Here is a 15,905-nt window from a genome sequence, read left to right on the forward strand (position 1 = left end):
AACTGTCATACTATCATTCATGGTTTATATATATTGAATTTCAATATATGCAGGCTGTGATAGTTAGTGTGATAGTTCTTTTTTATTATCATACTACCACAAAACAGTCAGACAAAATCGCCTGGCTATAGGGCTTATTATCAATAGAGTAGCCAGTTCCATTTTTAGAAATTCGGGTGTAAAGTGTGTTGAGACCCGGGTCTTAGCATCGTTCAAACCCAGGTGTAAAAGGGTATAAAATGGGGGGCTGAAGAGGATGTATTAGTTGTTTGCGTGAAAAAAGTAAGTATAGCTGGGCAAAGTATAGAGTACTATAAAGAAAATATTCTGTGTTTGATAGTTTCTGATGCTCATTTATAATGTATACAATGAATGGTTTTGTTTGTACGAAAGATGTTAGTGTTTTGAATTTTAGGAGAAGGATGGTTCGTTTTAATTAGGAACGTCCTGTTTTATGCAAAATAGATCAATAAACGTATTTTAAGGTTAAGTAGGCGAATATTCTATTTGTGTAAAACGTACTTTATTTCAATCTGTTATTTGAATATTAGGCTAGGAACTCGTTATAACCTTTCTTAAGCAACTGATTTAGTCCGATAAGAACTCTTTCATTTTTTTGGCAAATATATAAAAAATACGCTAACACAGGTTTCTTATATTAAAAAAAATAAGAATTTAACACTCTTTTCACTCAAATCTTTATGAGCAGGAGTCTTCTAAAGCCTTTTTTACATATTTCTCTTTTTAAGTTTTCTCTGTTTTGAAAGAGTTCTTATCGAACTCAGGTTAATTGTTGGTATTCTGACAAGTTTGCTGTAAAGAGTGATGCAATTGTAATGCAGATATAAATCTAATAATTCAAGTTTATGAACAACGCTTTACTGAAAGACAATCTTGCTGCAAAAGCAGTGGATTCTCAGACGCGGAAGGTGTTTTCAAGGTCCGGTCTTATAGCTGGATTATGTTTATCTTCCCTCGTTTCTTCGTATGCTATTCCAAATGGAGTGGATGCAACGAAAGCAAAGAATGAAAGTGTTATGATCACTCAACAGGCTAAAAAGGTGTCGGGTGTAGTAACGGACAATGCCGGAGGACCCATACCTGGTGCCAATGTTGTACAGAAAGGAACCACAAATGGTACAGTTACCGATATGGACGGTAAGTATACTCTGGATGTACCTAATAATGCAACTCTGGTTATTTCTTTTATTGGTTATACTACGAAAGAAGTTAAGGTAGGTAGCCAGCCTGTGGTGAATGTCAGTTTGGCTGAAGAGGCAATTGGTCTGAATGAGGTCGTTGCCATTGGTTATGGTTATGTAAAGAAGAAAGACCTAACCGGCGCTGTTTCTACTGTATCAGCAGATGACATGGTACTGGGCGGTACGGTGAGTAACGCAGCCCAGGCGTTGCAAGGTAAAACGGCAGGTGTACAGGTTTCACAGAGTTCTAAAGCCCCGGGTGGTACTATTTCGGTACGTGTTCGTGGTAACAACTCAATCTCGTCTACCAACGAACCGCTCTATGTGGTGGATGGTTTCCCTTCTTCCGAAGGCTTGAACCTGAACCCGAATGATATTGAATCCATGCAGATCCTGAAAGATGCGTCGGCCACGGCTATTTATGGAGCACGTGGAGCGAACGGGGTCGTATTGATTACAACGAAACGAGGAAAAGCTGGCGAAAACAAAATTTCTTACAGTGGGTATTTGGGAACCCAGAAGGTGGATAATCCGTTTGAGTTTATCAATGCAAAGGATTATATGAACTTGCAAAACGCTTTGTATCAGGAGATCGACGGTCAGGAAGGTAATCCGAACGGAGCTTATACGCCGTCTCAGTTGCAGTCTACCGTAGATACCGATTGGCTGGATGTCTGTACACGCCTGGCTTTGGTACAGGATCATAATATTCAGTTCCGTGGAGGTTCTGAAAAGACAAAGGTATTGACCAGTTTGGGATATTATAAGCAAGAGGGTGTTTTGAAGAATACGGATTTTAACCGTATTTCCGGACGTGTGAATGTAGACCAAACTATCAACGATTTCATAAAAGCTGGTGCTACGATGTATGCCCATCGCGAGCGTTCGAACGCTCAAACCTATAGCGGAAATATTTTGGGTGAGAACGTCATGTTGAGTGTGATGGGTTATGATCCGACAGTAAAGCCTTACAATGAAGATGGCACGTATGGGCGCGTTCCGGGAGGTCGTGGGGATAATCCGTTAGCCAATTTGCTGGAGCGTAAAAAAGAGGTGGTAAATGACAAGTTCAACGGGACAGCTTTCCTTGAAGTTCATCCGTTTGAGGGATTTACAGCCAAAGCTACAGCCGGTGTCGAATTGTTGCATAATTTCAAAGGATCTTATTTGCCGAAATCTACTACTTATGCAGGAGAAATAGAAGGTGGTATTGCTTCTACGTATGATTTCAGGGCAACCCGGCAGGTATTTGAAGGCATTTTAAATTATATGAAGACTTTCAACAATATGCATGACTTGAATGTGATGTTGGGATATTCGTATGAGAAGTACAGTGCAGAATCTCGTTCAGCAAACGGAAAAGGTTTCTCTACCGATTTATTCGAATGGAACAATTTGGGAGCAGCTTCCATTAAAGGGGTCTCTTCTTCCAAGACAGAAAATTTGTTGGCCTCATTCTTCGGTCGTGTGAATTATACGTTCAATGATAAGTATTTGGCAACGGTAACGGTTCGTCGGGATGGTTCTTCCCGATTTGGAGCGAACAACCATTGGGGAACATTCCCGTCGGGTTCTTTGGCTTGGCGTGCCAGCGAAGAAGATTTTGTAAAGAATTGGGGTGTTTTCAGCAACTTGAAAGTACGTGCCGGTTACGGTGTTACGGGTAACGAACGTATTGGAGATTATGCTTCCTATGCATTGGTTTCTACCAACCATGTCACATTGGACGGTTCAAGCAATATACCGGGTACGCATCTTAGTCAAAGCAGTCCTGAGAACGCCAGTTTGAAATGGGAAACGACTACTCAGTATAATGTCGGTTTCGATATGGGATTTTTTAATAACCGTTTGTCTGTTACGTTGGATGGTTACTGGAAAAAGACAAAAGATTTGTTACTGAAAGTTTCCTTGCCTTATTATACCGGCTTTACTTCCGGTCAGCAGAATGTAGGTGAAATTTCGAATCGTGGTTTTGAATTGGACATTACTTCTCATAACTTAACTGGTGATTTCGTTTGGGATACCAAGTTTAATTTGGCACTCAATCGAAACAAGGTATTGGACTTGGGTAGTAGTGGCGACATACGTATTACTTCTGCTAAACCGGTTGGTACTGTATCGGAAAATGCTTACGCGATTGTACGCGAGGGAGAACCATTGGGCTCTTTGTATGGCTGGAAGTATATAGGTGTATTGCAAGAAGGTGAATCGTATGCTCCACAGCCTAATTCAAAACCAGGTGATCCGAAATTCGAGGATGTGAATAATGATGGTAAAATCGATGCAGATGACCGTACAATTATAGGCAATGCCAATCCGGATTTGATTTTTGGTTTGACCAACAATTTTGCCTGGAAAGGATTTGATTTGTCAATTTTCTTCCAAGGATCTATCGGTAACGATTTGTTGAACATGACACGTATGAACTTGGAGTGGAAACGTACAACAGACGCTTTGAATCGTTGGACGCCTTCGAACACGAATACGGATATTCCGCGTAACGGTTTCTACTATTCGCAGTATGGTGGATATGTGAACGACCATTTTATCGAGGACGCTTCATTCCTTCGTCTGAAGAATCTGACATTGGGTTATACGATTCCGTTTAAAAAGGTGGTAAGTTCTTGCCGGGTTTATTTCTCAGCTGAAAACCTGTTTACAATCACAGGTTATTCCGGTTGGGATCCTGAAGTGGATACGAAAGCAAATGAAGCTGCAAAGTCTGGTGGCAGCCAACAAACGGCGAATGCTGGTGCAGGTATGGATTTCAATGCTTATCCTGCTATGCGTACTTATACGGTAGGTTTGAATATTACATTCTAATGGAAAGGAGAATTTAGAAATGAGTTATAAGAAATATTTATTAGGTCTGGTTACGATGGGATTGGTTTCGGCTTGTACTGATCTGGATCCGGAAATATATAGTAATCTGACAACAGCAAATGCTTATAGTACGGAATCGGATATTGAAGCAGCCGTAGTGGGATTGTATTCGGATATGAATCCTTATCCGGGGGATGCTTGGTTATATTACGGGGGGTATATGATTATGATTACCGACTACGCTACCGATATAGGTTATTCTACTGCTGCCGGCGACCCGACTAAACTGAGCAATATGACGTATGATGCCAGCAACCGCTATTTCAGCAACAACTGGAGGGATATGTATAATGTGGTATCGAATGCCAATACGATTCTGGATAATGTAGATGCTGTTAATATGTCGGAAGAAAAGAAGAACCTGGTGAAGGGACAGGCTAAATTCTTGCGGGCAATGGCTTATCGTGATTTGACAGATGCATGGGGGGCAGTTCCTTTTATCACTTCGTTGGTGAAGAATCCGTTTACCATGAATGATGCGGCATTGACTCCGGTAGCCGAAATTGAAGCGACATTGATTTCTGATTTGAAAGAATGTATCAACCTTTTGCCGGCTAGCTGGAGTGGCCAGGATCTGGCTCGTGCCACGAGTGGAGCCGCAGCTACGTTGCTAGGAAAGATCTACTTGCGTAACCATGATTATGCCAATGCGAAAACGTATATCGACATGGTGTTGAACAGTGGCCAGTATGAGTTGGAAAGTGATTTCAAATATGTATGGTCGGAAAACAACAAATATGGAAAGGAGATGATTTTTGCTTTATTGCATGAAACGGGAAATAATGCTGCCGAGATTGCCTGTCACTTTGGTCCCTCGGATCATCCGGAAGTACCGGGGCGTTGGCAATATTATGGCGTATCCCTTCCGTTTTGGCGTAGTTATGACAAAGAAGATCCACGCCGTGAGTTCTTTTATTATGATTATACGGGAGATGCAAAACGTGATGATCAATCTGATTACGGTTTCCATTACATGGTTCCGGAAGAGGGGGTAACGGTTGTTCCGAATGATACGACCAAGTATATGCAGAATGTAGCTACCATGAAATATACGTACGATATGATTTCGGACGCTTATTATGACGGACGTACGATTTGTATTTTCCGCTTGTCGGATGTTATTCTTTGCAAGGCGGAAATCGAGAATAATTTGAACGGTCCGGCTGCGGCTCTTCCTTATTTGAATCAAATTCGTGCTCGTGCCGGTGCTCCGGAATATGGAAAGCATAATCGTTTCCCGGCTCCTTCAACAAAAGAAGCGATGAATGATGCTATTCTTAAAGAACGTGGTTATGAACTTGTGTTTGAATTCCAGCGTCGCGCAGACTTGATTCGTTTTGGAAAATATGAGGAAGTCGTAAATGCACATTTAAAGAAGTTGGGTATCGCCCAACCGACAAATGTAACTTCTGATTTGCGGCATTTCCCGTATCCATTGAACGATGCACAATTGAATCCGAATTTGGCAGCTGAGAATCCTTCACGGTTACCGAAATAAGTAATTGAGAGGGGATGTGTTGCAGGCAAGGGGTTGTTGCACATCCTCTTTTTATTTAATTTAATAGTTAAAATGGATATGAAGCGTTTGATTGTAATGATTGGTGTTATAGTCTGTGTCGTGTTGGTGTTTTTTTGTTGGATGGATAAGAATACATTGAAATCTATTACTTTAACTTCTCCCAATAACACGGCAATGTATAATAAGGTCGATATTTTGTTGGCAAAATCGGCTCCGGTATATATTGAATATACGGAAAAGAAGACAGGGAAATCGTATCGTACCCGGACTTCCCATGCAGACACGCTTCATCATATTGATTTATTACTTTTAAAGGCCAATACTGAATATACATATCGTGTTATTATAGATAATTTGTTTAAACAAAAATCAAAAGAATTGACTTTTAAAACCCGTGAGCAGTCTTCTTGGTTGGTTAATCATTGGTTTAATGAGCAGCATCCGCATGACACAACTGCTTTGGGAGATGGAATGATATTAGTTTGTTTTGGCCGTTTGCCAGGCTACATGGCATTGATCGATAATGAGGGTGAAGTACGTTGGGTTTGGCAGGTGGATGATATTGGAGTACGTGTAGCTTCTATTACGCCTAGAGGTACTTTTTTGGCTATGCTACGACCGTTTGTCAAAGACTTTATTGATGATTATACAATGACTCCCGAACAAGTGCAGAAGGATGAACATAAGAAACCGATGCGCCGGGGATCAATTGGATTTGCCGGAGGGACTGCTTTGGCAGAGGTTTCGTTAACCGGTGAAACCATGTGGCGTGTCGATCTTAATAAAATGTACGAAGAAAAAGATTATCAAGTAATTCATCATGATATATTAATGGATGAAAATCATCATATTCATACTTTATATCGTCCTAAAAAGGTGGGAGAAATACCTGTGAATGGAAAAATGGTGACTGATACGCTAGGTGGAGACGGAATCATGGTCATAGACACCCTCGGCAACGTTTTGGAAACTTGGTCGGCATGGGATGTCTGGAATGTTGCTAATGATCCTTATATTGATGAATACCGGTACGATCGTTTTCATATGAATGGTTTATGTTTTGATGAGGATGGAAATTATCTGTTATCCAATCCGATTGAAGATCAGATCTGGAAGATCGACCGCCAAAGTGGCGAATTACTTTGGAAATTCGGTCGGAATGGAGACTTTGAAATGGATACTACCGCATATTTCTCTTTCCAGCATTCTCCATATATAACCGAATATGGAGATTTGATGCTTTTTGATAACGGTTTATATAACAAACGTTCTGGAGCAAAATCCTTTAAATTGGATGAAAAGAACATGACAGCAGAAACGGTTATAAATGCCGTTTTACCTCCTGACAAATATACTTCCCGCATGGGAAATGCTTATTTGTTGCCGAATGGGAATTTGTTACAGACCAGTTCGAAGACTGGTTCGATCATGGTAACCGACAAACAAGGTAAGGTCCTTTGGGAAAGTGTCATGTATTATGCACCTTATCGAGCGATATACGTACCAATGGAAACCTGGGATAAATATTTTAAAGAAATTAAGTAAAATGGGGCAGGCTTCACTTCTCTATATATTTCTTACGTTCCTTAAATTAGGAGCTACGGCATTTGGTGGATATATGTCGCTTATTGCTATTGTCCAAAAGCAGTTAGTAGAAGTAGACAAGAAGTTGAAAGAAGAAGATTTGCTGGATGGCATTTTGTTGACGTCCGTATTACCGGGGCCTGTAGCGGTTAATACGATCGCTTATGTCGGGTACCGCCTGAGGGGAGTTTCCGGAGCGATTGTCGCTTTTATCGGGATCATTATTCCTTCCTTTTTGTTGGTGATCCTTCTCTCCTGGTTGTATTTTTCCTATGGTAATATTCCGGCGGTTAAAAATATATTCAGCGGGATTACACCGGCTATCACGGCCCTGATCGTTACGGTAGCAATCGGGATGACGCGCAAGACCGTGAAAGTTCCTATACAATGGGTCATTTGTCTGCTGGCTGCTTTATTACTGATCTTTATCGGAGGCTTTACGGTTACATTCTTATTGCTTGTAGGTAGTGGAGTAGCCGGCGCTTTCCTGTTCCGTCAGCCTGCCGGGACAGATACGATATCTACCGGTAAGAATTTTATAGGCAGAAAACAACTGATCGTATCCGGTATAGTGTTGTTGTTATTGCTTTGCACGTTGTTATGGGGGGGGCAAAGCCTGGAAGCTCCGAAAGATATTCAGATTTTATCTACTTTCTCCGGAATAAGTCTTACCCTGTTTGGCGGAGGTTATGTCGTTATTCCGGCATTACATGAATTGTTCGTGGAGAATCTGAAATGGCTTACTTCGGCTGAGTTTGCGGATGGGATTGCTATCGGGCAGATCACTCCCGGGCCTATTTTTATTACGGCAGCCTTTATTGGCTATAAAGTGGCCGGGGTATTGGGGGCTTTGCTGGCTACTGTTGCCATATTTACTCCACCGGCTGCCTTGACAGTTTTGTTGTCCCGTTTTGTAGAAGTGTTAAATCATTCTTCTGTAGTAAAAGCGGCGATGAAAGGTATCCGGGCGGCTGTTATCGGAATGATCTTTGCTTCGGCGATAACGATCGGGCAGACCATTACGCTGTCGGTTGCTGCTGCGGCTATTTTTGTTGTTACATTCTTTATCTCATTTAAATACACAATTAGCCCGATCTACCTGATCCTTGGAGCAGGTGTGGCGGGTTTTATCTTATTCTAATCCTATGAATACAATACAAGGAATACAAATGATTGGAACGCAGCGATCCGGTTCCAATCTGCTGCGTGTGATGCTGGATGGTATAGAACAGATTGTCGCTCCACATCCGCCGCATATTCTTCAGCGTTTTCTACCTTTATTACCCAAATATGGTGATCTGGCGGATCGATCGAATTTCTATCGACTGGCAACGGACGTTTGTCAACTGGTCACAGTAAATCCTGTGCCTTGGGAGGGTATAAGCATTCGAACTGACGAAATACTGGCCGCCTGCAAACAACAGACAATATATGAACTGTTCCGTGTGATCTATGAAACAGCCGCCCGTCAAACCGGAACTTCTTTTTGGCTTTGTAAGAGCATGAAGAATATGTTTTATGCTGAAGGGATCGAGTCTACGGGTATTCAACCTTATTACATCTATCTCTATCGTGACGGACGTGATGTTGCTCTCTCTTTTAAAAAGGCGATTGTAGGAGAAAAACATATTTATGCGCTGGCTCAGAACTGGAGGAAGGATCAGGAAGCAGCACTTCGCTTAAAAGAGAAAACTGCAGAAGATCATTTCTTTATGCTGAATTACGAAACGCTGATTGCCAACCCGGAAGAAATGGTATGTAGCCTTTGTGAATTTTTGCATGTTCCATATTCCAATCGGGTAATGGAATACTATAAGAGCCGGGAGTCTAAAAATACAGCCGTAGCTGGTAAGATGTGGTCGAATGTAACCAAACCGATCCTAAAAAATAATACGAATAAGTTTCTACATGAACTATCTTCGGAAGATATTGCTATCTTTGAATCCGTAGCAGGAGACCTTTTGCTGCAATTAGGGTATTCTTTATGTACTCCCCCAGATCTACTGAGAGATAGCTTTTCTGACAGGGAGATGGTTCTGTTTAATGAAGAAAATATTCGCTTAAAGAATGCTTTCATTCAGCAGGCTGATCCGGCTGATTTGGAGAAAAGGCGTCCGCAGGATGAATTGATCAATCGAATTAAACAATATTAATCGTTAAATACTAATGCGTATGAAGCAAATGCTATTTACTCTATTTTGTTTGTTTACTTTCAGTAACTTACACGCTCAGACCGTGCCTGCCGACAAATTGTACGGATTGGGAAACTGGGATGCCGACTCGCTGGGTAATCACCGGGTGGTTGTCTTTGTAGAGAAACCGGCAGATGCGGTACTGGCTACTATCGAATGGCGCCGCCGTGACCTGAATCCGGAAGATAAGAATCTGATCGTAGTGGATGCGACGACCGGAAAACGGATTACCAATGTATGTCGTTTCACTGTGAACCGGGAGAGAGGGGAAGTGGTTTTCCAGCCGCAGACTGTTCCGGGAGAGTATTACATCTATTACCTGAAAAATGTGATGAGCGGTAGCCGTTATTATCCGACTGTCAATTATCCTCCTTTCGAGAATACCGCTTCGGCCGACTGGGTAAAGAAAAATAAATTGTCGGGCAAGAAAACTCCTTCGCTTCCGGCTGCCCGGATTGTGCAGTTTCAGGCGATCGACCTGTTGAATAGCTTTTATCCGATGGAGGTGATCGCGACGGCCGACGAGACTGCCAGCCTGTTGCAAAAACGTCCTTCCGAGAATTATATTTTGTTTACCGAGGACCGGAAATATCCGATTCGCATGACGACCGATATCCCTTATAAGTGGATTGCCGATGACCGGCACGATACCTTTACGGGAGAGGCCGATAAAGGCGAATATTATGTATTCCAGCTGGGCGTATGGGCGGCCCGTACGGATGTGGAGAATCTGCATGTGGACTTTTCGGCTCTGTCTAATGCTGTGACCGGCGAGCAGATACCCGCCTCTTCGTTTACCTGTTTCAATACGGAAGGGACGGATGTGACGGGAACCGTATTTAAGAAGAACTGCTCCGTCGAACAGGGTAAGGTACAGGCTTTATGGATCGGTACACAACTGCCGGAGCATCTTTCTTCGGGAACCTATCAGGGGACGGTGACGGTCTCTGCTGCCAATGCGGAAAGTAAAACGGTGCAGGTCTCCTTGCGTGTATCTGAAAATGTAATAGCGAACCACGGTGATAACGAGCCCTGGCGCCATTCCCGTCTGCGGTGGCTCAATTCGCAGATAGGTTTTGATGACGAGGTGATCGCTCCTTATACGCCGCTGGTGATGAAAGATAAGACAATCGGTTGCCTGGGGCGTGAGGTTACGCTTTCGTCCTTGGGATTACCTGCCGGCATTACCAGTTATTTTAAGGAAACGATGACGGGAATCGGAACCGACGGACGGTCTGTCTTGTCTGCTCCGATGGAACTGGCAGCGGATGGCGGTGCCTGGGAGAATCTGAACTTTGAGATCACAAAGCACAAACAGGGAGCTATCGCCTGGAAGGCTTTGAACCAGAACAGCAGTTTCCTGATGGATCTGGAAGGAGAGATGGAATCGGATGGGAATATCGAATATAAAGTGACGCTCATTGCCCGCGAAGATGCTTCCGTGGAAGATATAGGACTGCGTACGCATCTGGCACCCGGCATAGGACGTTATATGATGGGACTGGGAGAGAAAGGCGGTTATTGCCCGAAAGACCTCCGCTGGAAATGGAACGTGGAGAAAAACCAGGATGGCCCCTGGGTAGGCGATGTCAATGCCGGCCTCCAGATCCGTTTCTACGACAATACATATGAACGTCCGTTGAATACGAATTTCTATCACCAGAAACCGCTGCATATGCCCGTTTCCTGGTGCAATAACGGAAACGGCGGCATCGATATCAACAAGGCTGCCGACGGTACACGGATCAATGCCTATTCCGGGAAGCGGGAGGTGAAGAAGGGAGACAGACTGTATTATTATTTCAATATTGCCATCACCCCGTTCCGTCCGATCGATACCGATAAGCAATGGCGCGAGCGTTATTATCATAGTTATGACTTTATCGACAAGGTGGAGAAGCTGGGCGCCAACGTGCTCAATATCCATCACGCGACAGGTATTAACCCGTTTATCAATTATCCGTTCCTGCGGACGAAAGAGATGAAGGCTTATATCGACGGAGCGCATGCCCGGGATATGAAGGTGAAGATTTATAATACGGTTCGCGAACTGTCCAACAGTTGTGTGGAGATGTTCGCTTTGCGGAGCCTGGGGAATGAGATTTTCTCGGAAGGTCCCGGCGGCGGTTTCTCCTGGTTGCAGGAACATTTGGACCAGAACTACATCGGCGCCTGGTTTGTGCCCCACCTGAAAGATGCGGCAATCGTAAACAGCGGCGTTTCCCGCTGGCATAATTATTATCTGGAAGGCCTCGACTGGCTGGTAAAGAACGTGGGTATCGATGGCTTGTATATCGATGACCTGGCATTCGATCGCATGACGATGAAGCGTATCCGAAAGATCATGAACCGCACGAATCCGGGCGCGATGATTGACCTGCATTCGGCAAACCAGTATAATGAGCGCGACGGCTTTGCCAACAGTGCGAACCTTTATCTCGAACATTTCCCGTATCTCGACCGCCTGTGGTTCGGCGAGTATTTCAATTATGATTTTCCTCCCGAGTTCTGGCTGATCGAGGTTTCAGGTATTCCTTACGGACTGATGGGGGAAATGCTGGAAGGCGGCGGTAATCCGTGGCGGGGCATGTTGTATGGCATGACCGGCCGCAGTCCGCGTGTAGATAACGGTCCGTTGTGGAAATTATGGGATTCATTCGGTATGCAGCACAGCGAAATGATCGGCTACTGGGTGAAAGATAATCCGGTAAAGACAAACAGCGAAAAGACATTGGCAACTATCTACCGCCATACAGGAGAAAAAACATTGATCTCGCTGGCAACCTGGGAAGATACGGATGCTAAAGTGACTCTTTCCGTGGATTGGACGGCGCTTGGCCTGGATCCGTCGAAAGTAACATTGTATGCACCGGAAATAGAGAATTTCCAGCCGGAAACAACCTGGAAACCGGGAGATGAGATCACTGTCCCTAAAGGAAAAGGGTTACTGATTAGTGTGCAACAAAAATAGCTGAGGTGATTTACGGTTGAAGTGCCGGAAACAATGTTTCTCCCACTTCAACCGTGAGTAAACCTGCCGGAAACATTGTAAATTCCATTTCAACCCTGAGTAAATATGCCAGAAACATTGTAAATTTGATTTCGCCCCTGGGTGAACCTGCCAGAAACATTGTGAATTTCATTTCGACCCTGCGTCAAGTGGTCAGAAACATTGTTTCCGGCATTTCAACAGTATTATTAGCCTAAATATCATTATATGAAAAGTAATATAATCCTTCTTTTAGTTGCAATAATTATGTTGCAACCATTATCAGCACAGCAGCAGGCGGTTGTAACGGAAACGTTGCAAACAGTAAAAACCTACCCGTTCTCCGACCCCGATCCGGTGGCCGATCCTTCCGACTTGTTTTATCCCTATTTCCGTTTCGACGGATTCTCTGCCAAAGGAATAGACAAGGAGTGGAAAGTCGTTACGCTTGAAAACGACTATATCCGCCTGACCCTTTTCCCGGAGATCGGAGGGAAGATATGGGGAGCCGTGGATAAGACCTCCGGAAAGGAGTTTATCTATAATAACCATGTGGTGAAGTTCCGTGATATTGCCATGCGCGGACCCTGGACTTCGGGCGGTATCGAATTTAATTTCGGTATAATAGGCCATGCGCCGACCTCCAGCACACCTGTCGATTACCTGACGCAACAGAAGAACGATGGCAGTGTAAGCTGCTACGTCTCTTCCTACGACCTGGTGACCCGTACGTTTTGGACTGTGGAAGTGAATCTGCCGAAAGACAAGGCTTATTTTACTACCACGACAACCTGGCATAACGGATCTTCCATCGATCAGCCTTATTACCAGTGGATGAATGCCGGTTATCGGGCGGCCGGAAATGCACAGTTCTGTTATCCCGGCACGAACTATATCGGCCATGGCGGCGAACTCCATTCGTTCCCGCTCGACGAACAGGGACGCGATATTTCCTGGTATGAAAAGAATGATTTCGGAAACTCGAAGTCTTATCATGTACTGGGCAAATACAATGACTTCTATGGCGCTTACTGGCACGATGATGATTTCGGATCTATCCATCATGCGGATTATGATGAGAAACTGGGGATGAAGATTTTCCTTTGGGGCCTGTCCCGTGAAGGTGGTATCTGGGAAGATCTGTTAACCGATACCGACGGGCAGTACATCGAATTGCAATCCGGCCGTATGTATAACCAGCCTGCTTCCAACAGTGGTTTTACTCCTTATAAGCATACCGCTTTCGGCCCTCAGACGACAGACCGTTGGACGGAATACTGGTTCCCGGTAAAGGGGATCAAAGGCGTGTCGAAAGCCGGCCGTGTCGGGGCATTGAATGTATTGCGTGAGGATGGTTATCTGAAATTATATTTCTCCCCATTACAGCAACTTTCCACGACCTTAAAGTTGTATGACGGCGATGGAAAGGAAGTACATTCTTTCCCATTGGCCTGTGGCGTATTGGAGACCTGGAAAGATTCCATTCCGTTGAATGGGGCTGTAGCCCGGGGAAACCTGAAAGTGGTTGTTGGCGAAGATCTGCTGGTTTATTCGGAGGTACCTTCGGATAACATCACCAGTCGCCCGAAACAATTGCCTGCCGATTTCGACTGGAACTCGGTATATGGTCTTTATACGCAGGGTGAACAATGGATGAATCAGAAGGTCTATGACAAAGCGGAGAGGTATCTGGCTGCCTCTCTGAAAGCAGACCCTTATTTCCTTCCGGCACTGACAAGCCTGGCTTCTTTGTATTACCGTCAGGGACGTTATGAAGAGGCATTGGTGCATTGCCGGACGGCACTTGGCATCAATACGTATCAGGGTGAAACCAATTATTTGTATGGCTTGTGTAATATGGCTTTAGGAAATAACACGGATGCCAAAGACGGTTTCTCGGTAGCGTCTTATTCCCCCTCCGTGCGCAGTGCTGCTTATGAGAAGCTGGCGGAGATGTATCTGGTCGACCGTAACTGGACAAAGGCGGAACAATATGCGTTGAAGAGCAAAGAGTTTAATAAACGCAACCTGAGTGCGGATCAGGTATTAATGGTAGTCTATCGTAAGACAGCCCGGTTGCCGGAAGCAAAAGCGCTTATCGATCCGTTGCTGGAAGAGCTTCCGTTGTACCATGCAGCACGTTTTGAACAACTCTATCAGGGCGACGGCTCCGGGCATCCGATAGATGATTTTCAGTCATTGATACGCAACGAACTTCCTTTTGAAACTTATATGGAGCTGGCTGAATGGTATGAGTCGGTCGGTTGCACAGAAGAAGCTTTGTCTCTCTTGTCCTGTGCCGGCAACTATCCGGTTGCCCTCTACAAACAGGCTTACCTGTTGCACCGGACAGGCAATGACGATGAAAGCCTTCGCGTGCTGCAACGTGCTAATGAAGCTTCTCCGGAGATGGTCTTCCCTTTCCGCCCCGGCTCTTTGAAAGCGTTGGAATGGGCCGCAACCGTGCGTCCCGACTGGAAGATCAGTTATTATAAAGGCTTGATCTACTGGGCAAATCAAAACAGGGAGAAAGCATTGTCTTTGTTCAATGATTGCGGGGAGACCGGTTATGCCCCCTTCTATCTGAGCCGTGCTTCTTTGAAGAGTGGTGAAGAGCGGTTGGTAGACTTGCTGAAAGCGGAGCAGGTCGGAATGTCATGGCGTACAGGGTTTGCATTGATAAATCATTATACTGCGAACAACCAATGGCAGCAGGCTGTAGAGACCGGAAAGAAGTACATAAAGAAATATCCGTCTAATTATTATATCGGCCTGAAATATGCAAAGGCTTTATGTGAAACAGGCCAGTACCAGCCTTGCATTTCCTTACTGAACAAGATGCAGGTCCTTCCGAATGAAGGCTCGTATGCCGGACGTGCCGTTTATCGTGCCGCTAACCTCTACCAGGCAATGGAACAGCTGAGCCGGAAAAACTACAGGCAGGTCATGCGAAATGTGGAAGCCTCAAAGGAATGGCCCGAAAACCTGGGAGTAGGCAAACCTTATGACGATATGATCGATAGCCGTCTGGAAGATTATCTGGAAGCAAAAGCCTTGACGGGGCAGGGGGATAATCAAAAAGCAGCGACACTCTTGTCATCTGTGGCCGGATATAAAACGTCACGTTCCCGGTTTGGTTCCGGCAATCTCCTGACTGCACTGGCCTTGCGTGAGCTGGGAAAAGAAGTGGAAGCGGACCGTATGGTTGCCTCCTGGGAAACGGATTTCCCTGAAAACCGGATTACCCAGTGGTGTGCAGCCGTTTACCGCGGCGAGATGGAAAAAGCCTCCGGAATGCTCAAGTCCCGCAATGAACAAGCGGATACGACCCCGTGGGAAACTTCTTTCCGCGATTCCAATTTCGATCTGATCGTCCGCCTGTTTTCTACGGCAGACTAATGAATATAAAAGCCATTCACCTTCTTTGCAACTACAGCTATGCCGGAATGCGAGGTGTTGGGATATTATACATACGACGTGACCGATCTGTTGACCGATGGGGATAATTGCATTGTGCCCGTTTGAATCCGGGTTGG

At 44.7% G+C, this 15,905-nt stretch carries 7 protein-coding genes; all 7 read left to right on the top strand.

The window, feature by feature from the left end; genetic code table 11:
• The first annotated feature begins 866 nt into the window (after positions 1-866).
• The 7 genes from K6V26_RS23080 (at position 867) to K6V26_RS23110 (ending at position 15,768) form a co-directional block, all read left to right on the top strand.
• Positions 867-4,025, top strand: coding sequence for a SusC/RagA family TonB-linked outer membrane protein (locus K6V26_RS23080; protein ID WP_009860375.1), 3,159 nt, complete (start codon positions 867-869; stop codon positions 4,023-4,025).
• A 19-nt stretch (positions 4,026-4,044) separates the two neighbouring features.
• Positions 4,045-5,583 (top strand): RagB/SusD family nutrient uptake outer membrane protein, encoded by a 1,539-nt coding sequence (locus K6V26_RS23085; protein ID WP_195584372.1) that lies wholly within the window; start codon positions 4,045-4,047, stop codon positions 5,581-5,583.
• Positions 5,584-5,661: 78 nt separating this feature from the next.
• Complete coding sequence (locus K6V26_RS23090) at positions 5,662-7,149, top strand: aryl-sulfate sulfotransferase (RefSeq protein WP_009860373.1); 1,488 nt, start codon at positions 5,662-5,664, stop codon at positions 7,147-7,149.
• A gap of 1 nt (position 7,150) precedes the next feature.
• Entirely contained in the window at positions 7,151-8,329 is a 1,179-nt protein-coding gene (chrA, locus tag K6V26_RS23095; RefSeq protein WP_009860372.1) for a chromate efflux transporter, read from the top strand.
• A 4-nt stretch (positions 8,330-8,333) separates the two neighbouring features.
• Complete coding sequence (locus tag K6V26_RS23100) at positions 8,334-9,341, top strand: sulfotransferase family protein (protein WP_009860371.1); 1,008 nt, start codon at positions 8,334-8,336, stop codon at positions 9,339-9,341.
• A 19-nt stretch (positions 9,342-9,360) separates the two neighbouring features.
• Positions 9,361-12,351 carry a glycoside hydrolase domain-containing protein gene (locus tag K6V26_RS23105; RefSeq protein WP_224263991.1) on the top strand — a complete coding sequence of 997 codons (2,991 nt, stop codon included), beginning with the start codon at positions 9,361-9,363 and terminating at the stop codon, positions 12,349-12,351.
• A 246-nt stretch (positions 12,352-12,597) separates the two neighbouring features.
• Entirely contained in the window at positions 12,598-15,768 is a 3,171-nt protein-coding gene (locus K6V26_RS23110) for a DUF5107 domain-containing protein (protein WP_224263992.1), read from the top strand.
• Positions 15,769-15,905 lie beyond the last annotated feature (137 nt).

Source organism: Parabacteroides goldsteinii, from assembly GCF_020091425.1.
Taxonomy (GTDB): Bacteria; Bacteroidota; Bacteroidia; order Bacteroidales; family Tannerellaceae; genus Parabacteroides; species Parabacteroides goldsteinii.